At 68.1% G+C, this 26,557-nt stretch carries 26 protein-coding genes; 18 read left to right on the top strand and 8 right to left on the bottom strand.

The genetic code is table 11. The annotated features are described in order from the left end of the window. Nucleotides 1-69: 69 nt before the first annotated feature. A complete protein-coding gene (locus tag ACQY78_RS12210; protein ID WP_428685956.1) occupies nt 70-1,056 on the top strand; it encodes a phosphotransferase in 987 nt (328 codons plus the stop codon). Here ACQY78_RS12210 and ACQY78_RS12205 read toward each other — a convergent pair. After that, nucleotides 1,051-1,518 carry an N-acetyltransferase family protein gene (locus ACQY78_RS12205; RefSeq protein WP_428685955.1) on the bottom strand — a complete coding sequence of 156 codons (468 nt, stop codon included), beginning with the start codon at nt 1,516-1,518 and terminating at the stop codon, nt 1,051-1,053. The two genes, ACQY78_RS12210 and ACQY78_RS12205, sit on opposite strands and share 6 nt — an antisense overlap. 91 nt (nt 1,519-1,609) lie before the next feature. Here ACQY78_RS12205 and ACQY78_RS12200 point away from each other — a divergent pair, with 91 nt between their 5' ends. Beyond that, nucleotides 1,610-2,743 carry a PA0069 family radical SAM protein gene (locus ACQY78_RS12200; protein ID WP_428685954.1) on the top strand — a complete coding sequence of 378 codons (1,134 nt, stop codon included), beginning with the start codon at nt 1,610-1,612 and terminating at the stop codon, nt 2,741-2,743. A gap of 12 nt (nt 2,744-2,755) precedes the next feature. Further along, nucleotides 2,756-3,388, top strand: a complete 633-nt coding sequence (locus tag ACQY78_RS12195) for a glutathione S-transferase family protein (RefSeq protein WP_428685953.1) — start codon at nt 2,756-2,758, stop codon at nt 3,386-3,388. 15 nt (nt 3,389-3,403) lie between these two features. Here the strand turns inward: ACQY78_RS12195 and ACQY78_RS12190 are convergent, their stop codons facing one another. Together ACQY78_RS12190 and ACQY78_RS12185 are read right to left on the bottom strand one after the other, a co-directional pair. Next, nucleotides 3,404-4,321 carry an AEC family transporter gene (locus ACQY78_RS12190; protein ID WP_428685952.1) on the bottom strand — a complete coding sequence of 306 codons (918 nt, stop codon included), beginning with the start codon at nt 4,319-4,321 and terminating at the stop codon, nt 3,404-3,406. Between the two features lie 12 nt (nt 4,322-4,333). Continuing rightward, a complete protein-coding gene (locus ACQY78_RS12185) occupies nt 4,334-4,876 on the bottom strand; it encodes a nucleotidyltransferase family protein (protein ID WP_428685951.1) in 543 nt (180 codons plus the stop codon). A 69-nt stretch (nt 4,877-4,945) separates the two neighbouring features. Between ACQY78_RS12185 and ACQY78_RS12180 the strand changes: the two genes are divergently transcribed. The 4 genes from ACQY78_RS12180 (at nt 4,946) to ACQY78_RS12165 (ending at nt 7,119) form a co-directional block, all read left to right on the top strand. Next, nucleotides 4,946-5,515: a ribonuclease HII gene (locus ACQY78_RS12180; protein WP_428685950.1), complete on the top strand. Its 570-nt coding sequence runs from the start codon at nt 4,946-4,948 to the stop codon at nt 5,513-5,515. A gap of 3 nt (nt 5,516-5,518) precedes the next feature. Beyond that, nucleotides 5,519-5,914, top strand: a complete 396-nt coding sequence (locus tag ACQY78_RS12175; protein WP_428685949.1) for a VOC family protein — start codon at nt 5,519-5,521, stop codon at nt 5,912-5,914. Between the two features lie 16 nt (nt 5,915-5,930). Next, nucleotides 5,931-6,557 (top strand): glutathione S-transferase family protein, encoded by a 627-nt coding sequence (locus ACQY78_RS12170; RefSeq protein ID WP_428685948.1) that lies wholly within the window; start codon nt 5,931-5,933, stop codon nt 6,555-6,557. 157 nt (nt 6,558-6,714) lie between these two features. Continuing rightward, nucleotides 6,715-7,119, top strand: coding sequence for a hypothetical protein (locus ACQY78_RS12165; RefSeq protein WP_428685947.1), 405 nt, complete (start codon nt 6,715-6,717; stop codon nt 7,117-7,119). Between the two features lie 21 nt (nt 7,120-7,140). On the opposite strand, the gene ACQY78_RS12160 is transcribed toward ACQY78_RS12165, so the two are convergent. Both ACQY78_RS12160 and ACQY78_RS12155 read right to left on the bottom strand, forming a co-directional pair. After that, on the bottom strand, nt 7,141-8,799 hold the full coding sequence (locus ACQY78_RS12160) for a GMC family oxidoreductase (protein ID WP_428685946.1): 1,659 nt from the start codon (nt 8,797-8,799) through the stop codon (nt 7,141-7,143). 43 nt (nt 8,800-8,842) lie between these two features. Continuing rightward, complete coding sequence (locus ACQY78_RS12155) at nt 8,843-9,736, bottom strand: LysR family transcriptional regulator (protein ID WP_428685945.1); 894 nt, start codon at nt 9,734-9,736, stop codon at nt 8,843-8,845. 95 nt (nt 9,737-9,831) lie between these two features. Between ACQY78_RS12155 and ACQY78_RS12150 the strand changes: the two genes are divergently transcribed. Together ACQY78_RS12150 and ACQY78_RS12145 are read left to right on the top strand one after the other, a co-directional pair. Then, entirely contained in the window at nt 9,832-10,713 is an 882-nt protein-coding gene (locus ACQY78_RS12150) for an aldo/keto reductase family oxidoreductase (protein ID WP_428685944.1), read from the top strand. A gap of 132 nt (nt 10,714-10,845) precedes the next feature. Beyond that, complete coding sequence (locus tag ACQY78_RS12145) at nt 10,846-11,958, top strand: site-specific DNA-methyltransferase (protein ID WP_428685943.1); 1,113 nt, start codon at nt 10,846-10,848, stop codon at nt 11,956-11,958. A 175-nt stretch (nt 11,959-12,133) separates the two neighbouring features. Here ACQY78_RS12145 and mutY read toward each other — a convergent pair whose 3' ends face one another. After that, the gene (gene mutY, locus ACQY78_RS12140; protein ID WP_428685942.1) at nt 12,134-13,183 is read right to left on the bottom strand and encodes an A/G-specific adenine glycosylase; all 1,050 of its coding nucleotides are present in this window, start codon (nt 13,181-13,183) and stop codon (nt 12,134-12,136) included. Nucleotides 13,184-13,235: 52 nt separating this feature from the next. Here mutY and ACQY78_RS12135 point away from each other — a divergent pair, with 52 nt between their 5' ends. The 5 genes from ACQY78_RS12135 (at nt 13,236) to ACQY78_RS12115 (ending at nt 20,617) form a co-directional block, all read left to right on the top strand. Continuing rightward, nucleotides 13,236-14,297, top strand: a complete 1,062-nt coding sequence (locus tag ACQY78_RS12135; RefSeq protein WP_428685941.1) for a DciA family protein — start codon at nt 13,236-13,238, stop codon at nt 14,295-14,297. Nucleotides 14,298-14,352: 55 nt separating this feature from the next. Beyond that, entirely contained in the window at nt 14,353-15,012 is a 660-nt protein-coding gene (locus ACQY78_RS12130) for a DsbA family protein (protein ID WP_428685940.1), read from the top strand. A 35-nt stretch (nt 15,013-15,047) separates the two neighbouring features. Beyond that, entirely contained in the window at nt 15,048-18,704 is a 3,657-nt protein-coding gene (locus ACQY78_RS12125) for a chromosome segregation SMC family protein (RefSeq protein WP_428685938.1), read from the top strand. 133 nt (nt 18,705-18,837) lie between these two features. After that, on the top strand, nt 18,838-20,025 hold the full coding sequence (gene dapE, locus ACQY78_RS12120; protein ID WP_428685936.1) for a succinyl-diaminopimelate desuccinylase: 1,188 nt from the start codon (nt 18,838-18,840) through the stop codon (nt 20,023-20,025). A gap of 7 nt (nt 20,026-20,032) precedes the next feature. Further along, a complete protein-coding gene (locus ACQY78_RS12115; protein WP_428685934.1) occupies nt 20,033-20,617 on the top strand; it encodes a hypothetical protein in 585 nt (194 codons plus the stop codon). Here the strand turns inward: ACQY78_RS12115 and truA are convergent. Both truA and fmt read right to left on the bottom strand, forming a co-directional pair. Continuing rightward, nucleotides 20,567-21,355, bottom strand: a complete 789-nt coding sequence (gene truA / locus ACQY78_RS12110) for a tRNA pseudouridine(38-40) synthase TruA (protein WP_428685932.1) — start codon at nt 21,353-21,355, stop codon at nt 20,567-20,569. The genes ACQY78_RS12115 and truA overlap by 51 nt on opposite strands. Nucleotides 21,356-21,359: 4 nt before the next feature. Further along, on the bottom strand, nt 21,360-22,328 hold the full coding sequence (gene fmt / locus ACQY78_RS12105) for a methionyl-tRNA formyltransferase (RefSeq protein ID WP_428685930.1): 969 nt from the start codon (nt 22,326-22,328) through the stop codon (nt 21,360-21,362). Nucleotides 22,329-22,379: 51 nt separating this feature from the next. Here fmt and zapE point away from each other — a divergent pair, with 51 nt between their 5' ends. The 4 genes from zapE (at nt 22,380) to mdh (ending at nt 26,405) form a co-directional block, all read left to right on the top strand. Next, nucleotides 22,380-23,540: a cell division protein ZapE gene (zapE, locus tag ACQY78_RS12100; protein ID WP_428685928.1), complete on the top strand. Its 1,161-nt coding sequence runs from the start codon at nt 22,380-22,382 to the stop codon at nt 23,538-23,540. Nucleotides 23,541-23,613: 73 nt separating this feature from the next. After that, nucleotides 23,614-24,504 carry a dienelactone hydrolase family protein gene (locus ACQY78_RS12095; RefSeq protein ID WP_428685926.1) on the top strand — a complete coding sequence of 297 codons (891 nt, stop codon included), beginning with the start codon at nt 23,614-23,616 and terminating at the stop codon, nt 24,502-24,504. 7 nt (nt 24,505-24,511) lie between these two features. Next, nucleotides 24,512-25,372 (top strand): alpha/beta fold hydrolase, encoded by an 861-nt coding sequence (locus ACQY78_RS12090; protein ID WP_428685924.1) that lies wholly within the window; start codon nt 24,512-24,514, stop codon nt 25,370-25,372. 70 nt (nt 25,373-25,442) lie between these two features. Then, nucleotides 25,443-26,405: a malate dehydrogenase gene (gene mdh / locus ACQY78_RS12085; protein WP_428685922.1), complete on the top strand. Its 963-nt coding sequence runs from the start codon at nt 25,443-25,445 to the stop codon at nt 26,403-26,405. The last annotated feature ends 152 nt before the right edge of the window (nt 26,406-26,557 follow it).

The raw sequence follows: 26,557 nt of genomic DNA, 5'->3' as shown, positions 1-26,557 counted from the left end.
GCCACACACAAGGTGCTTGTTCCCACCCTTCGAGACGGGCGCTTCGCGCCCACCTCAGGGTGAGGGATCATGACTGACGTCCTCGCCGCGATTCGCGAGGGCGAGGTGCTGCCGGCGACTGGGACGGCGCATGGTCACGTACGGCTGAAGGACGGACGGCTCGCGCGGATTGCCTATGCCTACGAAGACGATCCGACGGCGGCTGTGCGATTGCACCTGCAAGCGGAAGCCTTTCGTCATCTCGCGCCGGCGGAGCGCACGCCGAAGCTCCACGAGGTGATCGAGCCGCGGCCCGGACGGCCCGGCGGGGCCTTGATCGTCGATTTCATCGAGGGCCGGGCGCCACGCCTGCCGGACGAACTCGACGCGATGGCCGATACGCTGGCGCGGCTTCATTCGCTGCCGCTGCCCACAGCGGGCTCGCCGATCCCGCGCCAGGACAATCCGTTCCGTACGACGCTCGATGTCGTGGAGCAGGGCGCCCAGCGTTTTCTCGACAAGGCGGTCACTGACGTGGTCGCACGAGCGGAGATCGCCGAAGAAATCGAACTGATGCGGGACATGGCGACAACGATGGCAAGCCGACCGCAACCTCTGTCGATCGCCCTGGCCGACACGCATCCCGGCAACTTCATCGTCGATGGCGACGGCCTCGCCTGGTTCGTCGATCTGGAAAAGGTCCATGTCGGTTCGCCGGCGATCGATCTCGCGCACGCGACGCTGCCGACCTCGACCGTGTGGCATCCCGCTGTCGGAAAAGTTCTCTCCCTTGCCGAGGTGGGGCACTTTTGCGAAACCTACCTCGCGCAGATCGGCGAGACTCGTGCCGCCGAATTGCGCCCCTGGCTGCAGCCGATGCGCCGGCTCACTTGGCTGCGCACCACCCTGTTCATGGCGCGCTGGAAGGTGCAGACCGAGGCGCCGCGCGATCCGTCCGATCCTTCGCAATGGAGCGACGCCGGCCTGTCGCCCGCAATGAGGGACCATCTGCGCTCGCGGATCGCCCTGTCGTTCGAGCGCGAGACGATCCGCTCGATCCGTGCGGAGTGGCTATAGCGGCTTCACCATGCGCAGCGTCTCGGTCTGGAAGCCGCGGCGCTCGTAGAACTCCACGGCGTGGAGATTGTCGGCGAACACGTCGAGGCAGAGGAATCGGTAACCCTTTGCGCGCGCCCAGGTCTCGGCCGCCTGCATCATCAGGTGCGCAATGCCCTGGCCCTCGGCCTCCTCGGTGAGCGCCAGCAACGAGACATAGCCGCAGGGCTCGTCCGTCACCCCGTCCTTGAACGGGCGCATGTGGATGTAGCCCAGGCGCTTTCCGTCGGCCGACCAGGCGATGAGCGTTTGTGCCGCCGGGTCGACGGTGGCGAAGGTCGAGGTCATGTAACGGTCCTGGAAGCCGTCCATGGCGGCCTGGTCGTGCCAGGCGGGGCCGGGCACGCCCGACAGGCGCGGCGAGAGGCTGTGCAGGAAGTCTCGATCCTCGGGGCGGGCGGGGCGTAACTCGATGGCAGTCATGATTCCTCTCTAGGGGTGGTCCTATGCGGAGACAATGAACCCCTAGAGACAGTGGCTTGACTCGTTCTCTTTTTGTTCTATGACTCGGCATATGAAAGAGCCCGTCACGCCGCTCTATCCGGACGATCAGATCGCCGAGCCGCAGCACAACGGGCGCGGGGCGCTCAGCAACGCGACCAGCCGCTATGACGACGAGAAGCGTATCCGCACCAACGACGGCTGGGACATCGAGGACGAGCTGCCGCCGCTGCGCACCACGCTGACGAAGGATGCCACCCGCACCATCATCGCGCGCAACAGCTCGCCCGACATTCCCTTCGACCGCTCGATCAATCCCTATCGCGGCTGCGAGCATGGCTGCATCTACTGCTTCGCGCGGCCGACCCATGCCTATCTCGGCCTGTCGCCCGGCCTCGATTTCGAGACGAAAATCCTGTTCAAGCCCGAGGCGGCGGCGCTGCTGACCGCCGAGTTGGCTTCGCCGAAATATCGCTGCGACGTGGTGGCGATGGGTACCAACACCGACCCCTACCAGCCGGTCGAGCGCGACCTCAAGATCACACGCCAGATCCTGCGCGTGCTCAGCGACTTCAACAATCCCGTCGGCATCGTCACCAAGAACCATCTGATCACCCGCGACATCGACATTCTGGGTGACATGGCCAAGCGCAACCTGGCCGAGGTGTTCCTCTCGGTGACCACCCTCGATCGCGACCTCGCACGCACCATGGAGCCGCGCGCCTCGGCCCCGCATCGAAGGCTCGATGCGATCCGCGAACTCGCGGCGGCCGGCATTCCGGTGGGCGTGATGACGGCGCCGATGATCCCCGGCCTCAACGATCACGAAATGGAATCGATTCTCGATGCGTCGGCGGCGGCCGGCGCCACGCGCGCGGGCTATACGGCGCTGCGCCTGCCGCTCGAGATCAAGGAGCTGTTCGAGGAGTGGCTGCGCGCCAACCGGCCCGGCCGTGCCGACCGCGTCCTGTCGCTGATCCGCCAGATCCGCGGTGGCGAACTCTACAAGGCGGAGTTCGGCACGCGCATGAAGGGCGAGGGCCCGATCGCGCAGCTCTTGAGCAAGCGGTTCGCCGCCGCGGTCAAGCGCCTCGACCTCAACCGCGTCCGCTACCGCCTCGACACGATGCGCTTCGCGGTGCCCGCCGCCGCCCGCACGGCGTTGGTCGACGCCAAGCGCGACGCAAGGCAGATGAGATTGTTTTAGAGGAGTGACGTCATGGCCGACGAACTGATCCTGTTTACGCATCCGCAGTCGCGCGGAGCGATGGTCCATTGGATGCTGGAGGAGATTGGCTGTCCCTACCGGCTCGAGGTGAAGCAGTTCGGGCCCGACATGAAGTCACCCGAGTATCTCGCCATCAATCCGATGGGCAAGGTGCCGGCGCTCCGCCACGGCAACACGGTCGTCACGGAGAGCGGTGCCATCCTCTGCTACCTCGCCGACCTCTTTCCCGAGGCGAAGCTCGCGCCGCCGCCTGCCGAGCGCGGCGCCTACTACCGCTGGATGTTCTTCGTCTCCGGCTGCGGCGAGCCGGCCCTGGCCAACAAGGCTGCCGGCTGGAGTCCCGATACGCCGGAGCTGCAGGTGATGTTCGGCTACGGCTCGTATGAGCGCACCCTTGAGACCGTTGCCCAGGCGGTTGCGGAGCGGACCACCATCGCTGCCGACCATTTCACCGCGGCCGACCTCTACATGGCGTCGTTCCTGCACTGGGGCATGATGTTCGGCGGCATCGAGAAGCGGCCGGTGTTCGAGGACTATGCCGAGCGCCATGTCGGGCGGCCGGCAGCCCTGCGCGCGCAGGAGCAGGGGGCAAAGCTCATGGCCTCCATGGCCACGTCGAGCTGACGGCGCGGGCGCCGATCAGGTCGCGAGCAGGAGCGTCCTCACCAGCGGCAGGGTCACGAAGGCGAGGACGGTGTCGACCATGATGACGAAGGCCAGCGTCTCTTCGTCGAGCTTGAACTTGCCGGCAATGATGAAGGACAGGAGCTGGCTCGGCATCGCGGCTTCCAGGATGGCGGCGTTGGCGTAGACGCCCGAGAGCCCGAGGGGGCCCACGGCGCTCGCGACGACGAACGGCGCGAAGGCCAGCTTGATCGCCGAGACGGGGAGGGCCAGCGCCATCAGCTTGGTGGCCGAGAAGCGCAGCGCCATTCCGAGCGACAGCATCATGATGCCGCTGACCGCCACGGCGAGGATCGACGCGGCATCCATGACAACGGCCGGGCAGGGCACGCCCGAAACCTTCCAGAGGATGGCAGCGACCAGCGCCCAGATCGGCGGCAGCTTCAGGGCCTCCAGTGCGGTCCGGCGGAAGGTGATCGGTTCTTGGCTGCCATAGGCGATGGCGATCATGGCGCCGATCGTGAGGTTGAGCGACGACTTGGTGACCTCGAACAGGACCGAGACTTCGGAAACCTGGTCGGCCTGACCGGGAAAGATGCCGAGCAGCACGGGCAGGCCGAGATAGGTGACGTTGCCGAACGCCGCGCCCAGCATCATCGCGCCCTTGGTCGGGCCGGGGATCGGCAGGAAGTGGAACACCACGAAACCCACCGCCAGGCACGACAGCGTGCCGATCGCGGCCAGGGCGGGGATTTCGAGGAACAGGCGGCTGATCGTGCCGTCCATGACGGTCCGGAACACCAGCGCCGGCAGGAAGACGTAGAGGACCAGCTTGTTCATCGACTGGCGGGTCTGCTCCATGCCGGGAATGAAGTGGCGGAGCAGGGCGCCCACGAGGGCGATGGCGGCGAGAGGCAGGAAGGCAGCGATCATCGGGGCCGAACTCTAGTCGAGGAACTCCACTTTCGGCCACAGGTCGCGCCAGCGCTTGGCCTCGACCCGGGCATCGTACTCGTGGCGTCGGGTTCGGCCGTACGGGGTCGGGCGGCAGCGCAGGTTCAGGAGATCGTCGGTGCCGAGCGGGGCGATGACGGTGAGCGCGTCGTCGGCTTCGAGGCGCACGCCGATTCCGGTCACCGTCTCCAGCCAGCAGGTCATCGCGTCGGCGGTGTCGCGATGTGGCGGCAGTTCCTTCCAGACATGCATGCGCGCCTGGTTTCGCACCTGCCAGGGTAGGCCCGGCAGCAGCGCTTCGAGTTGGCGTTCGAACGCCGCCTCGCTCTCGCGTGAAACGTCGTCGGCATCGAAATAGATGACGTCGATATCCACAGGCAGGCGCGCCGGCACGATGGCATGCAGATGGTCCCAGACGCGATTGCGCACGAATCCCGCGGCAATACACCAGTCCGGTAATTCGAGTGTGCGCACCGCACGTAGCTGTTCCATCGCGATGGTGTCTTCTGCGATGATGCGGGCGACCGGGGACATGGCCCAGTCTAGCCGGCCTCGATGGGGATAATGCCAAGCTTTCGATTCGAACTGCGTTGTGAGGGGCGTGTGGCCGGCATCGACGAGGCCGGCCGCGGGCCCTTGGCCGGGCCGGTCTATGCAGCGGCGGCAGTCATCGACCGGGCGCGCGCGGCGCGCAAGCTGCTGCGCATGATCGACGATTCCAAGAAGCTGACGCTCGAACAGCGCGAGGAGGCCTATGAGGCGATGATCGCCTCGGGCGTCGTGCAGTTTGCCGTGGCCGAGGCGAGTGTCGAGGAGATCGACCGCATCAACATCCTGCAGGCGACTTATCTCGCCATGCGCCGCGCCGTGCAGGCGCTCGTCGAGCAGCCGGAAGTCGTGCTGGTCGACGGCAATCGCGCGCCGCCGCAACTGGGCTGCCGTGCCGAAACCATCGTCGGCGGCGATGCGCATTCCTATTCGATCGCCGCCGCCTCGATCTTCGCCAAGGTGACGCGCGACCGCTACATGCACGCGCTCGCGGTGACCTATCCGGGCTACGGCTGGGAGACCAATCGCGGCTACGGCAGCCAGCAGCATCTCGAAGCGCTGTCGCTGCTCGGTCCGACCCCGCACCACCGGCGCAGCTTCGCGCCGGTCACGCGCCTGGTGTAAGGCGTGGGCCTCGGATCGATCCGCAATCTCGACTACGTGGTCCTGCTCTGTGAGGACCTCGCTCGTGCGCGGCAGTTCTATCTCGACGTGATGAAGTTCCGCCTGGAGCGCGAGACGCCGCGCTGGGTGAGCTTCCATGTCGGCTCGGGCCTGCTCTGCCTTAGGCCGCGCAGCCTCGAAGGCGTCTTCCAGGACGGGCCCGGTGCGCCCTCGGGCTCGGCTTCGGTTCAGCTCGCCTTCCGCGTCGCGCCGCCCGAGATCGACGAGATCCAGGCCGAGCTGGCAGCCGCCGGCGTCGACCTCATGGGCCCGCCGCGCGACATCCCGGCCTGGGGCCATCGCGCGATCTTCTTCCGCGACCCCGACGGCAACGTCATCGAGATCTACGCCGAAGTCTGACGGCAGGAGAATCAACGTGCTCAAGCTCTACTACACCGCCAGTACCTGCTCGCTCGCCACGCACATCGTGCTGGAGGAAGTCGGTGCCGACTATTCGACGGTGCGCATCGACTTCGCGACGGAACAGCAGAAGTCGGCCGAGTATCTCAAGGTCAATCCCAAGGGCCGCGTGCCGGCGCTGGTGACCGACAAGGGCATCCTCACCGAGACGCCGGCGATGCTGGTCTATGTCGCGCAGAGCTTCCCGCAGGCGCGACTTGCACCGATGGACGATCCCTTCTTCTTCGCCGAGATCCAGTCGTTCAATTCCTATCTCTGCTCGCACGTGCACGTGGCGCATGCCCATCGCATGCGCGGACATCGCTGGGTCGATGCCGACGACAAGGCGGCGATCGCCGCCATGCAGCGCAAGGTGCCGGAATCGGTCGGCGCCGGCTTCGAGCTGATCGAGCGTGAGATGCTGAAGGGCCCTTGGGTGATGGGCGAGCACTACACGATCTGCGACGCCTATCTGTTCACGCTGGCCCAGTGGCTGGAGAAGGACGGCGTCGACCTCGCACGCATCCCGCGGGTGGTGGATCACCGCCGCCGCATGTCGGAGCGGCCGAGCGTGAAGAAGGCGATCGCCGAGGAAACCGCCTGACCCGCGCGGACCGGATCCTGACGTCATAAGCGCCGCGCACGGTCAGCCTCGCCGGGTGGGCCTTTGTGCCGCCATAGAAGACTGTTGCACGCGGCGTGCCCTTGGATGATGTCTTCAAGCCTGCATTCTTGCAGGGACCACCCGATGAGGCCGCGCCATGTCCAGATTTGTCCCGTCACTGATCCTCGTTTTCGGCCTCATGGCGGCGGGTGCCGCGTCGGCCCGTCCGTCCGGCCAGGAAGGCGTCGATGCGGGCGTGGTCGTCACCCAGCAGGCGCAGGTCCAGACGCCGCCGTCTGCGCGGGAAGCGATCGAGAAGAGCAAGGAGTCGGCCGCGGAGCGTGCCCGCGCGATTGGGCCGGAACTGAAGGCACTGCGGGACGAGATGGCCGCGCAGGTCGGCGAAGTGCGGAAGCTCATCGACAAGCGGGTCGATGAAGCCGAAGCCAAGGCGCGCAGCTACGCGCTGATGGCGGCGGGTGGCTTGTTCGTGCTCATGGTTCTGGCCTCGGTGCTGGGCGGCGTGATCGTCGCGCTGCTGTTCCGGCGCAATCGCGCCTGAGGCGGCGGGCGACAACCGTCGCTAGCCCGCCAGCACGAGGTCGCTCGCTCTTTCGGCAACCGCGGTCACGGCGGCGTTGATCATTGCCGCGGGCGGGCTGGGCAGGACCGAGGCGTCGATGACGCGCAATCCCGCGATGCCTTTCACGCGCAGTGCCTCGTCGACCACATCGCCGAGGCGGCAGGTGCCGGTGGGATGGTGGAACGAATCCGTCGCGCGGCGGATGAAGTCGTGGCGGCCGGCTTCGCTGGTCCAGGCCGGTCCGGGATAGACCTCGCTTGCCCGCCAGTCGTCGAACGCCTTTGCCGCGCCGATCTCGCGCGCGATCTCGACGCCCTTCGCCAGCACCGAGAGATCGTCGGGTTCGGCGAGATAGTTCGGATCGATGATCGCCGCGGCCAGGGGATCGCTGGAGGCGAGCCTGACGCTGCCGCGGCTGCGCGGGCGCAGGTGGCAGGGCACCAGGACATAGGCCGGCGCGGAAAGAGGTCCGACGGTTGGTCGCACGAACGGCACCGACAGGCACATGATGAGAATCTCGGGGCTCTCGCCTGGCGTCGCATGCGGCACGTAGAGGAGCGAGTCGCAGTGATTGTAGTGCGAGGCGGGCACCGGGCGACGCGCCTGGTAGGCCACGCCGGCCAGCAGCAGGTGATCTTCGAGATGGCGGCCGACATCGGGCAGGTCGGCGACGCTGGCGAGTCCCAGCGCGCGCAGCTCGTCGGCCGGGCCGATGCCCGACAGCATCAGCAAGCGCGGCGAATCGATCGCCCCGGCGCAGAGCAGCACGTCGCCCTCGGATCGCACGACCCGTCCGGCCAGACGCACGCCGAGGCAGCGGCCGCGCTCGATCTCGAGGCCGAGCACCTCGGTGCCCGCGAGCAGATCGACCTGCGTCTCACCCGAAGCGCTCTCCAGACTGTCGAGATAGGCGGTCGCCGCATCGTCGCGCCGGTGGCCCTGGATGCTGAGCTGATTCCAGCCGACGCCGGTCGTGACTTCCCCGCCCAGATCGGGCGTCAGCCGAAAGCCGGCTTGCTGCGCGGCCGTCATGAACGCCTCGGCGACCTGCGTGCGATCCGTGACGTCGGCGAGAGAGAGGACGTGCAGCGGCCCGCTGCCGCCCCGCCAGGCATTGGCGCCGCCAGAGAAGGTCTCGGCGCGCTTGAAGTAGGGCAGCAGGTCGGCGTGACGCCAGCCCGCCGGCCAGCGGTCGTAGGCCGCCGCATGACCGCGCTGGTAGGCCAGCGCATTGATGATGCTCGATCCGCCCACCGCCTTGCCGCGCGGGCAGGTGATCGCGCGGCCGCCCAGTCCGGGCTGCGGCGTCGTCACGTAGCGCCAGTCCAGCGCGCTCTCCTGAAGAGTCGGCCAGGCCGGCGGGACCGCGACGGCCGGTAGGTCCGCGCGCAAGCCGGCCTCGATCAGGAGCACCCGACGCCCGGCCCGCCCGAGCCGATGCGCGAGAACGCACCCCGCCGATCCCGCGCCCACGATGACATGGTGATAAGCCGTGCGGAGCTGCTCGGGCGACGTCAGGGTGCGGATGCCACTGGCCGCCCTCGCCGGCGATGAAAGACCCGACAGCGCGATCCCGCCCGCCATCGCCGCGCCAATCGCCTCACGGCGCTTCAGCCCCCCTCTGCCGTCAGTCTCCTCGAAGGAACGTGTCCCGCTCATCCCGCCCCCGGTCGAAAGTCCCTGCGTCGTGGCAATCCTATGTTCAAGTCTTGATGAAATCGACGAAGGCGCGAAGCGGCGCCGGCAGATGGCGGCGGCCGGGATAGTAGAGGAAGGGTCCCGGGAAGCTCTGCCACCAGGGCATCAGCACCGGCTCCAGGGCGCCGCTGTCGAGATAGGGGCGCAGCCATTCTTCGAAGTGGTAGACGATGCCGAGACCGGCGACGGCGGCACTGACCGCGAGGTCCGCTGCCCCGGAGATGCGCACCACCAGCGGCCCGGTCGGATCGACCCGTACCACCTCACCGTCGCGCTCGAACTCCCACGGCGGCATCGCGCCGCTGGCGAACTGCCCGCGCAGGCAGGCGTGCCCGAGCAGATCGCGTGGATGCATCGGCCGGCCGCGCGCCTGCAGATAGTCGGGCGAGGCGGCCGTGGCCAAGCGCTGGACGCGCGGGCCGATCGGGACCGCGATCATGTCCTGCTCGAGCCTTTCGTCGTAGCGGATCCCGGCATCGCAGCCCGCGGCCAGGACATCGACGAAGCTTTCCTCGACGATGATCTCCAGCCGGATGTCGGGATAGGTTTTCAGGAACGGTGCCACGATCGAGGGCAGCACCAGATGCGCGGCGGCGCCCGGCACGTTGAGGCGCAGCGTGCCGATCGGCCGGTCGCGGAAGGTGTTCACGACGTCCAGGGCCGCCTCGACTTCGCCCAGCGCCGGCGCCAGCCGCTCGAGGAGGCGGGCGCCCGCTTCGGTCGGGGCGACGCTGCGCGTCGTCCGATTGAGAAGGCGCACCCCCAGCCCGGCCTCCAGCCGCCGCACGGCTTCGCTCAAGCTCGACGCCGACACGCGGCCCAGCCGCGCGGCCTCCCGGAAGCCGCCGGCCCGCGCGACCGCCGCAAAGGCGGAGAGATCGTTCAGGTCCATGGTCATTGTGCATAATTCTGCACAACCCGTTGCGATTGGACAGGATTATCGTTCGCCGATCGAGGGTCCACATCTGCTGCTGCACCTCAGGAGACCATTCCATGACCGACAGCGATACCTTCGACACCTTCCGTCTCGGCGACCGACCCGTGAAGCGCCTGGGCTATGGCGCGATGCAACTCGCGGGGCCGGGCGTCTTCGGTCCGCCGCGGGATCGCGACGCCGCGCTCGCCGTGCTGCGCGAGGCCGTGGCGCGCGGCGTCGATCACATCGACACCAGCGATTTCTACGGTCCCCACGTCACCAACCAGCTCATCCGCGAGGCGCTCCACCCCTACCCGGACGGGCTGGTGATCGTGACCAAGGTCGGCGCCGTACGCGGCGACGACGCCTCGTGGAACCCGGCGTTCACGCCGGCCGATCTCACGCGCGCGGTCCACGACAACCTCCGGAACCTCGGCGTCCCGGCGCTCGACGTCGTCAATTTGCGGGTCATCATGGGAAGCGACCACGGGCCGGCCGAAGGGTCGATCGAGGCGCCCTTCACGGCGCTGGCCGAGCTCCAGAGGCAGGGGCTGATCCGTCATCTCGGCGTCAGCAACGCCACCCCGGCGCAGGTCGCCGAGGCGCGCGGCATCGCCGAGATCGTCTGCGTGCAGAACCACTACAACATCGCCCATCGCGCCGACGATGCCCTGATCGACGAGTTGTCACGGGCTGGAATCGCCTACGTGCCCTTCTTCCCGCTGGGCGGCTTCACGCCGCTGCAGTCCTCGACCCTCTCCGAGGTCGCGGCTGAGCTGTCGGCGACGCCGATGCAGGTGGCGCTCGCCTGGCTGCTGCGGCGCGCGCCCAACATTCTGCTGATTCCGGGCACCTCCTCGGTTGCCCACCTGCATGAGAACCTGCGCGCGGCAGAACTCGAGTTCACGGACGAAGCGTTCGGGCGCCTGGACGCGATCGGCAGGACGAAAGCGGGCTGAGGGACGGTCAGCGCTTTCCGGGCGCCCTAGTTATTGTGGGTCGGGATGAGAATCCCGACTCGATATGGTGTCTAAGCATTTGATTCAATTAGATTCTTGACCGCGAGGTGTCTGTGGACTCATCTTCCACAGATGCCTGTGGAAAAAATTGATCGCGTGCTCGTTGGTGACTGCATCGAGCTGATGCAGAGCCTGCCCGAAGCGTCCGTCGACATGGTCTTCGCCGACCCGCCCTACAATCTGCAGCTGGGCGGCGAGCTGCTGCGGCCCGACCACAGCAAGGTCGACGCGGTCGACGACGACTGGGACAAGTTCGGAGATCCCTCCGCTTCGGTCGGGGCAAGCTTCGCGCTTTACGATCAATTCACCAACGCCTGGCTGAAGGCGGCGCGGCGCGCCCTGAAGCCGGGCGGTACGCTGTGGGTGATCGGCAGCTACCACAACATCTTCCGCATCGGCACGGCACTGCAGGACCAGGGTTTCTGGCTGCTGAACGACATCGTCTGGCGCAAGTCGAACCCGATGCCGAACTTCCGCGGCAAGCGCTTCACCAACGCGCATGAGACGCTGATCTGGGCGGCGCGCGATCGTGCCAACAAGAAGTACACCTTCAACTACGATTCGATGAAGGAGCTGAACGAGGGCGTCCAGATGCGCTCCGACTGGCTGCTGCCGCTGTGCACCGGCGGCGAGCGTCTGAAGGGCGAGGACGGCAAGAAGGCCCATCCGACGCAGAAGCCCGAGGCGCTGCTGTTCCGCTGCATCATGTCGGCGTCCAATCCGGGCGACGTCATCCTCGATCCGTTCTTTGGTACCGGCACGACCGGTGCCGTCGCGCGGCGCCTCGGCCGGCGCTTCATCGGCCTCGAGCGCGATCCCGACTATGCCGCCATCGCGCGCAAGCGCATCGCCGAGATCACGCGGCTGGCGCCTGAGGACGTGACGCCCAAGCCCAGCAAGCGGGCCGAGCCGCGCATCCCGTTCGGCGTCCTGATCGAATCGGGCCTGCTGCAGCCCGGCGCCGTGCTGAGCGATCCCAGCGGTCAGTTGCACGCCCGTGTGCGCGCCGACGGCTCACTGTCCGCCTCCAACGCGCGGGGCGATCATCGCGGCTCGATCCACCAGGTGGGCGCGGCGGTGCAGGGCGCCCCGGCCTGCAACGGCTGGACCTTCTGGCATGTCGACGTCGCCGGCGCCCGCCTGCCGATCGACCATCTCCGCCAGCAGGTCCGCGCCGGGCTCTAACAGGCCGCTGAAAAAGGCCAGGTCCTGGCAAGACAAGTCCTGGCAATAAACGAAACGAACGAAATAAACGAATCAGTCGAAACGAGAGTCGCACCCCTGAATTAGGTATCCTGGTACCGTTGACGGGTCGATGTTGCCCGCCGGTACCTGCAAGAAAGCCTATTCCAACAGGCTGCTAACCCTTCACCGCGTGCTCGATCACCTTGCGCATGACCGTGGGCAAAGCGCGTTCGTCCAGCCGGTCGAGCGCGGACCAGCTCGTGCCGGGTGCCAGCGCGGCGAGCCGGCCGGTCGTCGCGATGGCGCGGCTGACGGTGAGCTCCAGATGGAAGTGCGTGAAGGTGTGCCGGACGAGCCCGTCCATCACCACCCAGCGCGCCGGGACCGGGGCTTCGGCGAGCGCCGTCGCCGCGACGAACGGACCCTCGCGCCAGGCGCTCGACGGCACCTCATCCATGCCACCCAGCAGTCCCTTCGTGGCCCGTTTGCGCAACAGGACGGCGCCGTCCTTGCGCAGCAGCACGAAGGCGAGACCGCGGCGGGTCGGCTTCTCGGCCTTGGCCGCGCGGCGCGGCAATTCCTCGGCGATGCCCTGCCGGCGGCCCTTGCAGCCCTGCATCAGCGGGCAGATGACGCAGCGCGGGTTGCGCGGGATGCAGACGGTGGCGCCGAGATCCATCATCGCCTGGGCGTAGTCGCCGGCGCGCTGCTGCGGCACGAGGCGGGCCGCGCGGACCTGGATGTCCGGCTTGGCGTCGGGCAGGGGAGTCTCGATGGCGTAGAGGCGAGCGATCACCCGCTCGACGTTGCCGTCGACCGCCGAGGCCGGACGGTCGAAGGCGATGGCCTGGATCGCCGCCGCCGTGTACGGGCCGACACCGGGCAGCGCGCGCAGGCCGGCCTCGTCCTCGGGAAACCGGCCGCCATGGTCGTTGGCGACGGCCTGGGCGCAGGCATGCAGGTTGCGGGCGCGGGCGTAGTAGCCGAGGCCCGCCCAGGCCGAGAGCACGTCGTCGAGCGGCGCGGCGGCCAGGGCCTCGACGGTGGGCCAGCGCTCGACGAAGCGGCGGAAATATTCGCCCACCGTGGCGACGGTGGTCTGCTGGAGCATGATCTCCGACAGCCAGACACGGTAAGGCGCCGTGCGTTCCCCCGGGGCTGCGCGCCAGGGGAGGGTGCGACGATGTCGATCATACCAGGCGAGCAGTCGGTCGGCGTGGGTCATGGTCAGTCGGTGGGGTGTGGCCTACCATAAGGAGCGGAGTTTGAAAGGGTCCATGCGCGAAAACGGCTTCCGTGCGATCGGCGGTCTGGCCCAGAAGCTCACATCGGGCTTTGCCAAGGGCCGCAGCACCTCCCTCATTCGACTGAAGGCCGACTGGCCTGCGGTCGTCGGGCCCGAGCTGGCGCGCACCACGCGGCCCGATGCGCTGCTGGCCGGGCGAGGCGCGCGGGCCGGGAAGGCGCTTCGGCTGAAGGTCTCCGGCGCCGCCGCCCTCGAGGTCCAGCACAGGAGCGGCCAGATCGTGGAACGGGTGAATGCCTACTTCGGGCACAAGATGATCGACGACGTGCGGATCGTGCAGGGCGTGATTTCGGCACCGCGACCCACCGCCCGGACGCCGCGTCCCGATCCCGTGATCGAGCAGGAGGTGGCCAGCCGCACCGCGTCGGTCGAGGATCCCGAGTTGCGGGCGGTGCTGACGCGGCTGGGGGCCCGCATCATTGCCGGGCGGCGGGGCTTCCTGCTGGGTGGCCTGGGCGCGCTGTGCCTCGGCGACGAGAGGCGGGCGCAGGCCCAGTCGCCGGCCCGGTTCCTCGATGCGCAGCCCGGCGATCACGTGCTGGGCAATCCCGACGCCCCCAACGTGCTGATCGACTACGCCTCCTTCACCTGTCCGCACTGCGCCACCTTCAATGCCGCGGTCATGCCCGCGCTGAAGCGCGACTGGATCGATACCGGCAAGCTGAAGCTGGTCCATCGCCACTACCCCTCTGATGCCCTCGCCACGCGCGCCAGCCTGCTGGCCGAGTGCGCCGGGCCCGAGAAGTTCTTCGCGGCGGTCGACACGCTATTCCGGACCCAGGTCCAGTGGCTCACCGCGTCCGACCCGGCCGCGGAACTGATGACCGTGCTGGCGGAGCAGGGGGTGAGCGAGGCCGAGGCGCAGGCCTGCGTCGCCAACGACCGGCTTTTGGACAAAGTCATCGCCGACGTGCAGTCCGGCCAGGCGCTGGGCGTCAATTCCACCCCGACCCTGTTCATAAATGAGCAGGGCTACGGCAATCCGGGTGGAATCGACGCCATCGCAGCGATTTTACGTCAGGTGGGCCGTTAACGTTTGACTCCCCACAGGCGGAATTCCCAAGATGTAGTGGAGAGGGCAGAGTAAAATGCGGAATATCTTGATCGTCGCCGGCGGAGTCGTGGCGGTGGCAGCGATTGCTGGCGCCGTCTATTTCGGCACCCGCGCGCCTGCGTCCGGGCCGCCGCCCGTCGCGGCGGCGTCGGCCCCGAGCAAGGCCGGTCTGGAGACCGTGCAGCCGGGCGATCACGTGCTGGGCGATCCCAATGCGCCGGTCACGGTGATCGAGTACGCCTCGCTCACCTGCTCGCACTGTGCGCATTTCCACACGCAGGTCCTGCCCGAGATCAAGAAGAAGTGGATCGATACCGGCAAGGTGAAGCTGGTCTACCGCGACTTCCCGCTCGACCAGATCGCGGCCAAGGCCGCCCAGATCGCGGAATGCGCCGGCAACGACAAATATTTCGGCGTGCTCGACATCATCTTCCGCGGCCAGCCGCAGTGGGCGACGGCGGCCGATCCGCTGGCCGAACTCGCCAAGCCGCTGCGCATCGCCGGCATGGGCGAGAACGAGATCAAGGCCTGCCTCGCCAACGAGGCGATGAGCAACGCCGTGATCAAGGACTACCAGGGCGGCGAGGCGATGGGCGTCAACTCGACGCCGACCCTGTTCATCAACGGCCAGCTCTATCGCGGCGCGCGCTCCGTCGAGGAACTCGACGGCGTATTCGCCAAGCTGGCCAAGTAGGCACTCGAAGAACGTAACCAGACAGGCGTGGTGTAATGGTCCAGTTCGACAAGCTCCGGCTCGCCGGCTTCAAGTCCTTCGTCGATCCGACGGAGCTTACGATCGAGCCCGGCATGACCGGGATCGTCGGGCCCAATGGCTGCGGCAAGTCGAACCTGGTCGAGGCGCTGAAGTGGGTGATGGGCGAGACCTCCGCCAAGCAGATGCGCGGCAGCGAGATGGAGGACGTCATCTTCGCCGGCTCCGGCCAGCGGCCGGCGCGCAACATCGCCGAGGTGATGCTGTCGCTGGACAACAAGACCCGCACCGCGCCGGCGATGGTGAACGACACCGACCAGCTCGACGTCGTGCGCCGCATCGAGCGCGGCCACGGCTCGGCCTATTCGGTGAATGGCCGCGAGATCCGCGCGCGCGACGTGCAGACGCTGTTTGCCGACGCCGCCACCGGCTCGCGCTCGACCGCACTGGTCAGCCAGGGCCGAATCGGCACGCTGATCAACGCCAAGCCGGTCGACCGCCGCGGCGTCATCGACGAGGCGGCCGGCATCACCGGCCTCTACGCCCGCCGCCACGAGGCCGAACTGCGCCTGCGCGCCGCCGAGCAGAACCTCGCCCGCGTGCAGGACGTGCTGGTCGCCCTGGAAGAGCAGCACAAGGGGCTGAAGCGCCAGGCCCGCCAGGCCAGCCGCTATCGCAATCTCTCCGACCATATCCGTCGCGCCGAAGCCTCCGTGCTGGCGCTGAAGCTGGCCAATGCCGAGCGTGACCTTGCGAATTCGAGCGAGCGCCTGAAGGAAGCGGAGGCCCAGGTCTCCGATCTCACGCGGCTGGTCGGCCTCGCCACCACGGCGCAGGCCGAAGCGGCGACCTCGCTGCCGCCGCTGCGCAACGACGAGGCCGCCGCGGCCGCCGCGCTCCAGCGCCTGCGCGTGGCGCACGATGCGCTGACCGCCGAGGCCGGGCGTGTTGCGGCCGCCCAGCTCGAGGCCGAGCGGCGCCTTCAGCAGACGGAGCAGGATCTCGCGCGCGAGCGTGGACGCAAGGGCGACGCCGAGACCGCGATTGGTGATCTCGACAGCCAGCGCCTCCGCCTCGAGGAGGAGCGCGTGGGCGAGGACGAGCGCGCCGAAGCCGCTCAGGACGCCCGCGACGCCGCGCGCACCGAAACCAACTCGGCCGAGGCCGCACTCGACCGCCTGACCCGCCAGATCGCTGACGACGAGGCCCTGCGCCAGAGCGTCTCGCGCGAGATCGCCGAACTTCAGGACCGGCTGCGCCGCCTGTCGTCGCGCCGTGACGAAGTCACCGCCCAGCAGCGTCAGCTCGAGACCGAACTGTCGAACCTGCCGGCGCTGCCGGAGGTCGAGGCCGAACTGGAAGCCGCCCGCACCGCGCTCGAGGAAGCGCGCTTCGGCGGCCAGGAGTCGATCGAGGCGGCGCGCGAGGCCGAGCGCTACGAGTCCGACGCCGCGCGTCTGGCCGTTGCCAAGGCGGAGGCCGAGCGCCTCGACATGGAGCGGGCCCGCGCGGCCGAACGGCAGGCGGCGGAAGCCAGCCACGCCGTCGCGATCGAGACCCTGCAGAAGACGAACGCCCGCCTGACCAAGCTGCGGGCCGAGGAATCGGGCGTCGCCGCCGCGCTGAAATCGGCCGCCAATTCGCTGTGGCCGCCGCTGCTCGATGCCCTCTCCGTCGAGCCCGGCTACGAGAAGGCGCTGGGCGCGGCCTTCGGCGACGAACTCGAAGCCTCGTCGGATCGCGGCGCGCCGGTGCACTGGCTGCCGCTCGAGGCAATGACCGAGACGCCGGCTCTTCCCGAAGGGGCGACGCCGCTCGGGGCGCATGTCGGCGCTCTTCCCGAGCTGGCCCGCCGCCTGGCCTTCATCGGCATCGTGGCCAACGACGAGATCGGCGCGGCGCTGCAGGCCGCCCTGAAGCCCGGCCAGCAGCTCGTCACCCGCGAGGGCGCGGTCTGGCGCTGGGACGGCTACACGATGCGCGCCGGCGCGCCGTCGAGCGCGGCGGTGCGGCTGAGCCAGCGCAACCGGCTGGCCGATATCCGTCATCAGATCGATGGCGTCGTCGCCGAGCAGGAGATCGAGCAGGCTCGGGTCGATGCCGAGAAGACCTGGCTCGCTGCCGCCCGCGAGGCCGAGAAGATCTGCGTCGAGCTGGCCCGCACCCACGAGCGCAGCGTCGCCGACGCCGCGCGCCGCAAGGCGCAGGATGCCGGTGAGGCGACTCGCGCCGCCGAGCGCGCCGCCCAGGCCGCCATCGGCACCGCCGAGCGCTTCGCCACCCAGGCGCGCGACCGCCACGTCGAGGTTGCCCGCCGCACCGACCAGCTCCGCACCCGCCTCGCCGGCATCGAGACGACCGCCGCCGAAGTGCTGGGCGACATCGCCGACATCGAGATGCGCCGCACCTTCCGCGAGGCGCGCCTGTCGTCGATCTCCGACACGCAGGCCGACCGGGCGGAAGCCGGCGCCTTGCGCGTGCGCATCGCCGAATTGCGGGCCGCGCTGGTCGAGGCCGAGAGCCAGTGCGACCGCCTCGCGCGCGACTCGAAGATGCGTGTCGAGCGCCTGGCGCAGATTGCCCAGGAGCATCACGGCTGGAGCAAGCGCCTGGGCGAGGCCGACGGCCAGATCCTCGAACTCGACGCACGGCGCGAGCAGACCGCCGAGGCGATCGCCGAACTGGCGGCCAAGCCGTTCGAGATCGAGGAGAAGCGCTTCGTCCTCGCCGAGGAGATCGAGAAGGCCGAGTTCAACCGCCAGGAAGCCGCCGACCGGCTGGCAATCGGCGAGACGCGTCAGTCGGAGTCCGACAAGGCGCTGCGGCAGGCCGAGACCGAGATGGCCCAGGCGCGCGAGACCTGGGTCCGCCGCGAAGGCCAGGTCGAGCAGGCGACGAAGGATCGCGAGACCGTGGTCGAGCGCATTCTCGAGCGGCTGCGCTGCGAGCCCGACGGCGTTCTCGCCCTGGCCGAGGTCCAGTCGATCGAGGAGCTGCCGGAACTCGACAAGGCCGAGCACAAGCTCGAGCGTCTGGTGCACGAGCGCGAGACGATGGGCGCCGTGAACCTGCGGGCCGAGGAAGAGGCCAACGAACTCGAGCAGCAGCTCACCGCCATGACGGCCGAGCGCGACGACCTGGTCGCCGCCATCGGCCGCCTGCGCCAGGGCATCCAGAGCCTCAACCGCGAGGGCCGCGAACGCTTCCTCGCCGCCTTCGAGCAGGTCAGCGGCCACTTCCAGCAGCTCTTCACCAAGCTGTTCGGCGGCGGCAAGGCCGAGCTGCGGCTCACCGAGTCGGAGGACCCGCTGGAGGCCGGCCTGGAAATCCATGCCAGCCCGCCGGGCAAGAAGCTCCAGGTCATGTCGCTGCTCTCGGGCGGCGAGCAGGCCCTGACGGCGCTGTCGCTGCTGTTCGCGGTGTTCATGACCAACCCGGCGCCGATCTGCGTGCTGGACGAAGTGGACGCGCCGCTGGACGACCTCAACGTGGAGCGTTTCTGCGGCCTGGTGAACGACATCGCCGGCCGCACCGACACGCGCTTCCTGATCATCACCCACCATCGCGTGACCATGGCGCGCATGGATCGGCTCTACGGCGTGACCATGGCCGAGCGGGGCGTGTCCCAGCTCGTCTCGGTCAACCTGCAGGAGGCCGACCGCATGGTGGCCTAGTCCCTTACGACGGCGTCAGCCTAAACAAGCAAGACTATCTTCCTCTCAAAAAAACTGGGCGCCGGCTGGCCTGACGGCGCCCTTTTCTTTGCCGCCCTTCTCACGGCGGGGGTGGACCTGTAGTGTCCCGGCCATGCCCGATTCGCTCAGCTCCAACGTTACCGATGTCATCGAACTGACGCGCACGCTCGTGCGCTGCGAAAGCGTGACGCCGCGCGAAGCCGGCGCCTTGCAGCTGCTGGAACAGACGCTGGCGCCGCTGGGCTTCACGTGCGAGCGCATGGATTTCACCGAGGCCGGCACCGACGACGTGGCCAACCTCTATGCCCGCATCGGCAGCGGGGGGAAGCATTTCTGCTTCGCCGGACATTCCGACGTGGTGCCCGTGGGCGATCTCTCGTCGTGGACGATCGGGCCGTTCGCTGCCGAACTGTCCGGTGGCTACCTGTTCGGGCGCGGCGCCGCCGACATGAAGGGGGCGATCGCCGCGTTCACCGACGCCGCGTCGCGTTTCCTCGGCCGTCGCGGGCGGGATTTCGGCGGCTCGATCAGCCTGCTGATCACCGGCGACGAAGAGGGGCCGGCGGTCAACGGAACGGTCAAGATGCTGCAGCGGCTGGCGGCGCGCGGCGAGACGATCGATGCCTGCATCGTTGGCGAGCCGACGAGCTCGAAGCGCTTCGGCGACATGATGAAGATCGGCCGGCGCGGCAGCATGACGGTCGACCTGGTCGTGCGCGGCGTCCAGGGGCACGTGGCTTACCCTGAGCGGCTCGACAATGCGGTCCATCGCCTGTCGGCGATCATCGAGGCGCTGGTGCGCGCGCCGATCGACGCGGGCAGCACGCATTTCGGGCCGACGTCGCTGCAGTTCACGACCGTCGATGTCGGCAATCCGGCGACCAACATCGCGCCGGGCGTTGCCAAGGCGCGCTTCAACACGCGGTTCAACGATCTCTGGACCTCGCAGACCCTGCTGGCCCACCTCAAGGAGAGGATCGAGCGCGCCAACGAGGCATTGGGCGGCAACGGCACCGTCGACTACAGCGTCCAGGTCTCGGGCGAGTCGTTCTACACGCCGCCGGGGCCGCTCAGCGACCTCGTCGCCGGCGCGGTCCGCGACGTCGCGGGAGTGCAGACCGAACTGTCGACCACGGGCGGCACGTCCGACGCGCGGTTCATCCGCAGCTACTGCCCGGTCCTCGAATTCGGACTGGTCGGCGAGAGCATGCACAAGATCGACGAGAAGAGCGCGGTCGCCGACCTGAAGCTGCTGGCTCGCGTCTACGAAACGGTACTCGACCGTTACTTCGCGCCCTGAGACGCGCGTGATCAGCACTGGTGAAATCGCCCGCGGCATGCAGGGCGCGCTCGCACTCCTGAAGCGCGACCCGGCGGCGCCGTCCTACTTCGACAATACGCTGGAAGCCTGCGTGCGTTCGTTCCAGGTGATGATCCTGGTCGCGCCGCTCCACGTCACGCTCATGCTGCTGCGGTACGCGAGCATCACTTCGACCGCCGACGATCTCGAGATCGTGCTGGTCGAGGCGCTGCGCTACATCGTCGACTGGTTGCTGTTCCCGGTGCTGTTCTACGAGATCGCGCGGCGGCGCAACTGGCTCGGCAATTACCCGCGCTACGTTTCGGCGCTGAACTGGGTCAACCTGCCGGCAATGATCGTGGCCGTGATCGGCTTGGTGCTGGCGACCCTGATGCCGCCGCTGCCGGCCGAACTCATCCGGATCGGCCTGCAGGCTCTCTTCTTCTACTGGTTCCTGGTGACGACGCGGACGATGCTCGGTGTGGGCTGGCCGGTCGCGACGCTCCTGCTGGTCGTCAACTGGGTCCCCTCGCTCTTCATGTCACTGATCGTCGACCGCTTCCTCGGCATCGCCCTCGTGGCCGGCGCCTAGCTCGTAGCGTACTTCCATCAGGCACAGGCCGTGCGGCGGCGCCGTCGGGCCGGCACGGGCGCGATCGCGGGCGGCGAGGGCTGCTTCGACGTCGCTGCGGCTCCACTGGCCGCGTCCGACGAGATGCAGGGTGCCCACCAGAATGCGCACCTGGTTGTGCAGGAAGGAGCGCGAGCCGACGTCGACATGGATCTCCTCGCCGTGGCGTGTGACCTCGAGCAGGTCGAGCGTCTTCAGCGCCGAGGGCGACTGGCAGGAGGTCGAGCGGAAGCTGTTGAAGTCGTGTCGTCCGACCAGCACCGTGGCCGCATCCGCCATCAGCGCGACGTCGAGCGCGCCCGGCACGTGCCAGAGCTGGCCGCGATCGAGCGCCGGCGGCGCGCGTCGGTTGATGATGCGATAGCGGTAGCGCCGCCACGTCCCGGAGAAGCGGGCATGGAAGCCGGGCGGGGCGAGCTCCGCGACCAGGACGGAGACCGGCTGCGGCTTCAGGTGGAAGTTGATCGCCGAGCGGATAGTCTCGACCGGCCGCTCGCTGGAAAGATCGAGATGCACGACCTGGCCGCGCGCATGGACGCCGGTGTCGGTGCGGCCGGCCGCCTGGACGGGCGGGCGCTCGCCGGTGAAGGCGAACACCGCCTCTTCGAGCGCGGCCTGGACGGACGGCCCGTTCGGCTGGCGCTGCCATCCGACGAACGGCGCGCCGTCATATTCGATCGTGAGCTTGTACCGCGGCACGGCGTCAGGTCGGCTGCGGTATCGTCAAGACAGCAGGAGGGCTGAGCACCGTGCCGGCGTCGAGCGCGAAGCCGCGCAGGAAGGCATCGGCCGACTGCGCCGACTTGCCGGGCCGCTGCAGCTTCAGGAGCTTCAATCCGCCGACGCCGCAGGTCACGACCGGAAAGCCGTCGCGGGCGATGGTCACGCTGCCCGGCGTTCCCCCGGCCAGGGTGAGTGCGGCCGCCAGCACCTTGATGCGCTCGACCCCGCCCGCCTTGGGCGCCTCGAACCAGGTGCCGGGCCAGGGATGGAAGGCACGCACCTTGCGCTCCAGCTCGGCGGCCGGCCGGCGCCAGTCGAGCACGCCTTCCTCCTTGCCGAGCTTGTGGGCATAGGTGACGCCCTCCACCGGTTGGTCGACCGGCTCGATGCTCCGCCGCAGCAACCCGTCGAGGGTCGATACGATCAGGCGGCCGCCGAGATCGGCCAGCCGGTCATGCACGCTTTCCGCGGTATCGGCCGCGGAGATGGGCGTGCCTTCGGCCAGAAGCATCGGCCCGGTGTCGAGGCCCTCGTCCATGCGCATGATGGTGACGCCGGTCTCGGCATCGCCGGCGAGGATGGCGCGATGGATGGGCGCGGCGCCGCGCCAGCGCGGCAGAAGGGACCCGTGGATGTTGATGCAGCCCAGCACCGGCGCGTCGAGGAAGCTTTTGGGCAGGATGTGCCCATAGGACACGACCACGGCGGCATCGAGATCGAGCGCCTTGAAGGCCTCGGCCGCCTCGTCGGTCTTCAGGGTGCGGGGCGTGCGGACCGGGAGGCCGAGCTTGTCGGCGAGCTCGTGCACGGGCGTCTTGCGCTCCTGCTGGCCGCGTCCTGCGGGCTTGGGGGCTCTCGTATAGACGCAGGCGACGTCGTGACCGGCTTCGACCAGCGCGGCGAGCGCCGGCACGGCGAAGGCGGAAGTGCCCAGGAACGCAATCTTCATCGCCGCACCTTATAGGCAGCCGCGCGACGGTGAGCTAGGTATGCCGCCGCAATGGAGTCCAGTACCCCCTCGACCGGCAAGGGTCCGCTCGCCAACCTCGCCGCCCGCCGCGCCGCGGGCGAGATCCACGCCGATCCCGTGCAGGAAAAGATCGTTCTGCGATTGCAGGCGATCCACGACCAGCTGGGCGCCCTGGCGGCGGCACAGCCGGTCAAGACCGGCTTCCTCGCCCGGCTCGGCTTCGGTCACGCGCCGAAACCGCCGGAAGGACCGCACGGACTTTATATCTGGGGCTCGGTCGGTCGCGGCAAGTCGATGCTGATGGACCTGTTCTTTGCCGATGCCCCCGTCGCGAAGAAGCGCCGCGTGCACTTCCACGAATTCATGCTCGAAGTGCAGGCCCGGCTGCATCGCCGCCGCGAGGAACTGGCGGCCAAGGGCGCCCCGCCCGAATCGGACACGATCGTGCCGATCGCCAGGGAGATCGCGGCCGAGACGCGCTTGCTCTGCTTCGACGAGTTCCAGGTGACCAACATCGCCGACGCGATGATCCTCGGCCGCCTGTTCGAGACGCTGTTCGAGGAGGGCATCACTGTGATCGCGACCTCCAACCGCGCGCCCGACGATCTCTACAAGAACGGCCTGCAGCGCGACCGCTTCCTGCCCTTCATCGAACTGGTGAAGCAGCGCCTCGAAGTGCTCGAACTGGGCGGTGCCCAGGACTACCGGATGGGCCGGCTGCGCGAACTCGACCTCTACCTGACCCCGCTCGGCGGCTGGGCGACCAAGAAGCTCGACGAGGCGTTCCGCGCGTTGAGCAACGGCGCCGATGGCGAGCCGCGCGTGCTGCGCACGCAGGGGCGCGATGTCGAGGTGCCGCGCGCGGCGCCCGGTGTCGCCATGGCGCATTTCATGGACTGGTGCGCCAAGCCGATGGGCGCGGCGGACTTCCTGTGCATCGCCGACAGTTTCCACACGGTCATCGTGGCGGAGATTCCCAAGATGGGACCGGACAGCCAGGACAAGGCCGTTCGCTTCGTGACGATGATCGACACGTTCTACGAGAAGAAGGTGAAGTTCATCTGTTCGGCGGCGGCAAATCCGGGGAACCTCTACCCTGAAGGCGACGGTTCGTTCGAGTTCCAGCGCACCGTGTCGAGGCTCATGGAAATGCAGAGCCCCGAATATCTGAACCTGGAGCACATCGCCTAATTGTGATTGTGGGCCCGTTCCCCTGCAGCATAGGCTCTGCGGCGTTTTTCAGAGACTTACCGGGAGGCAGGACATGGACGGCGATCGCATGATTACCCTGAATGAAGGCGGCGTGTCGCGGCGCGGTGCCATCAAGGCCACGGCGACCGGCGCGGCGCTCGGTGCCACCTTCGCGCTGTCGGTGCAGCCGATCCAGGCGCAGACCATGATCACCACCCCGGCCGACGGGCTGACCGCCGGCGTCGTCAAGGTGAAGACCAAGGACGGCAAGGAGATGGACGCCTACCGCGCCATGCCGGCCTCTGGCCAGGGCTTCGGCACCATCCTGGTCGTGCAGGAGATCTTCGGCGTGCACGCGCACATCGCCGACCTGTGCCGCCGCTTCGCCAAGGCCGGCTACTACGCCATCGCGCCGGAACTCTATTTCCGCCAGGGCGACGCCAAGGCCGTCAGCGACATGCAGGCGCTGCTGCGCGAGATCGTCTCGAAGGTGCCGGACGAGCAGGTCATGGGCGACCTCGACGCGACCGTCGCCTTCGCCAAGGGTGAGGGCAAGGCCGACACCGCCAAGCTCGGCATCACCGGTTTCTGCTGGGGCGGCCGCATCGTCTGGCTGTATGCGGCTCAGAACGCGGCGCTCAAGGCGGGCGTGGCGTGGTACGGCCGCGTTGTCGGCGATGCGACGCCGATGACCCCCAAGCATCCGATCGACATCGCCAAGGATCTCAAGGCGCCGGTGCTCGGCCTCTACGGCGGCGCCGACACCGGCATCCCGAACGAAAGCGTCGACAAGATGCGCGCGGCGCTGAAGGCCGGCAGCCCGGCCGCCCAGAAGTCGCAGATCGATACCTATCCGGACACGCCGCACGGCTTCAACGCCGACTACCGCCCGTCCTTCCGCAAGGAGCAGGCGGAGGATGCGTGGAAGAAGGCGCTTGCCTGGTTCAAAGCCAACGGTGTCTGATCGGCTCATGGCCGAGACGATAAACCTCAAGACCCGGTCGGGCCTCGCATTCACCACGGATGTCGATGGCCCGGTCGGCGGACCGCTGGTGCTGATGCTGCACGGCTTTCCCGAATCGCGGCATAGCTGGCGGGCCGCCCTGCCCGTACTGGCGGCGCACGGCTATCGCGCCGTCGCGCCGGACCAGCGCGGCTATTCGGCCGGTGCCCGACCCGATCCGGCGGACCTTTCGAACTATGCCTTCGACCGGCTGATCGGCGATGCGATCGAGATCGCGGCGGCGGCGGGCTACGAGGGCAAGCGTTTCCATCTGGTCGGCCACGATTGGGGCGGGCAGGTCTCGTGGGGCGTCGCCGGCGCCCATCCCGATCGCCTCGCGTCGCTCACGATCCTGTCGCGGCCGCATCCGCAGTCGTTCCGGCAGGCGCTCTTGAACGAAAGCGGCGACCAGAAGCATCGCTCCCGCCACCATCGCGCCTTCCTCGAACCCGAGACCGGCAAGCTCCTGCTGGCCGACGATGCCAAGCGCCTGCGCGACGGGCTGTTCGGCCAGGGCGTGCCGTCCGAGGCGCTCGAAGATCATCTTTCCGTCTTGGGCACGCCTCAGGCGCTCGAGGCGGCGCTCGCCTGGTATCGCTCCAACAAGGGGCTGGCCGCCGATATCGGGACCATCGCGGTGCCGACGCTCTATGTCTGGGGCGATGCCGATGCGACGGTCGGCCCCGACGCGGCCTACGGCACAGCGGAGTTCGTTAAGCCCTCCTTCGCGATGGAAGTGCTGCCCGGCGTCGGCCATTTCGTGATGGATCAGGCACCGGCCAAAACGACCGACCTCCTGCTGGCGCACCTGGCGAAACACCCGGTCTGAACCCGTCTGTCTTGCTGCCCCGGTCGAATCGCGCTACCACGCGGCGCCTTTAAGAACGGGAGTTTTTCGCATGGCTCGCAAGAAGATCGCGCTGATCGGCGCCGGACAGATTGGCGGCACGCTCGCGCTGCTCGCCGGCCAAAAGGAACTGGGCGACATCGTCCTGTTCGACATTCCCGCCGCCGAGGGCACTGCCAAGGGCAAGGCCCTCGACATCGCCCAGCTCAGCCCGGTCGAGGGCTTCGACGCCAAGTACACCGGCTCTTCGGACTACAAGGACATCGAGGGCGCGGACGTCGTGATCGTCACGGCCGGCGTGCCGCGCAAGCCCGGCATGACCCGCGACGACCTGGTCGGCATCAACGCCAAGGTCATCGATTCGGTCGGCAAGGGCATCAAGCAGCATGCGCCGAACGCCTTCGTCATCGTCATCACCAACCCGCTCGACGCCATGGTCGGCCTGATGCAGGAAGTCACCGGCTTCGCGCCGGAGAAGGTCGTCGGCATGGCCGGCGTGCTCGACAGCGCCCGCTTCCGCCTGTTCCTCGCCGAGGAGTTCAACGTCTCGGTCGAGGACGTCACGGCCTTCGTGCTGGGCGGCCACGGCGACACCATGGTGCCGCTGCTGCGCTACTCGACGGTCGGCGGCATTTCGCTGCACGATCTGGTCGACATGGGCTGGACCACCAAGGAGCGCCTCGAGCAGATCGTCCAGCGCACCCGTGACGGCGGCGCCGAGATCGTGGCCCACCTCAAGACCGGCTCTGCCTTCTACGCCCCGGCCGCTTCGGCCATCGCGATGGCCGAGTCCTACCTCCGCGACAAGAAGCGCGTGATCCCGTGCGCCGCCAAGCTGAATGGCGAGTACGGCGTGAAGGGCCTCTACATCGGCGTTCCCGTCGTGATCGGCTCGAAGGGTGTCGAGCGCATTGTCGAAGTCGAGTTCAACGCCGAGGAAAAGGCGATGTTCGACAAGTCCGTCGCTGCCGTTCAGTCGCTGATCGACGCCACCAACAAGATCGTTGGCCGTTAGAAAAGTAGGGTCTTTCGACTTTAGTCGAGCGACCCCAAACGTTCATCAGTCCATCGTTGCCAAGGGCCTGCGGCGCTCATAAAGTGCCGCATCCCTTGGTCAGTTGCGTTTGAAAACTGAGGGGCGGCGTTTCCTGCGCAGTCCCAAACGAT

This window comes from Reyranella sp. (assembly GCF_965279625.1).
Taxonomy (GTDB): domain Bacteria; phylum Pseudomonadota; class Alphaproteobacteria; order Reyranellales; family Reyranellaceae; genus Reyranella.
The sequence above is the reverse complement of the archived record's forward strand: the minus strand, read 5'-3'. Positions and strand labels throughout refer to the sequence as shown.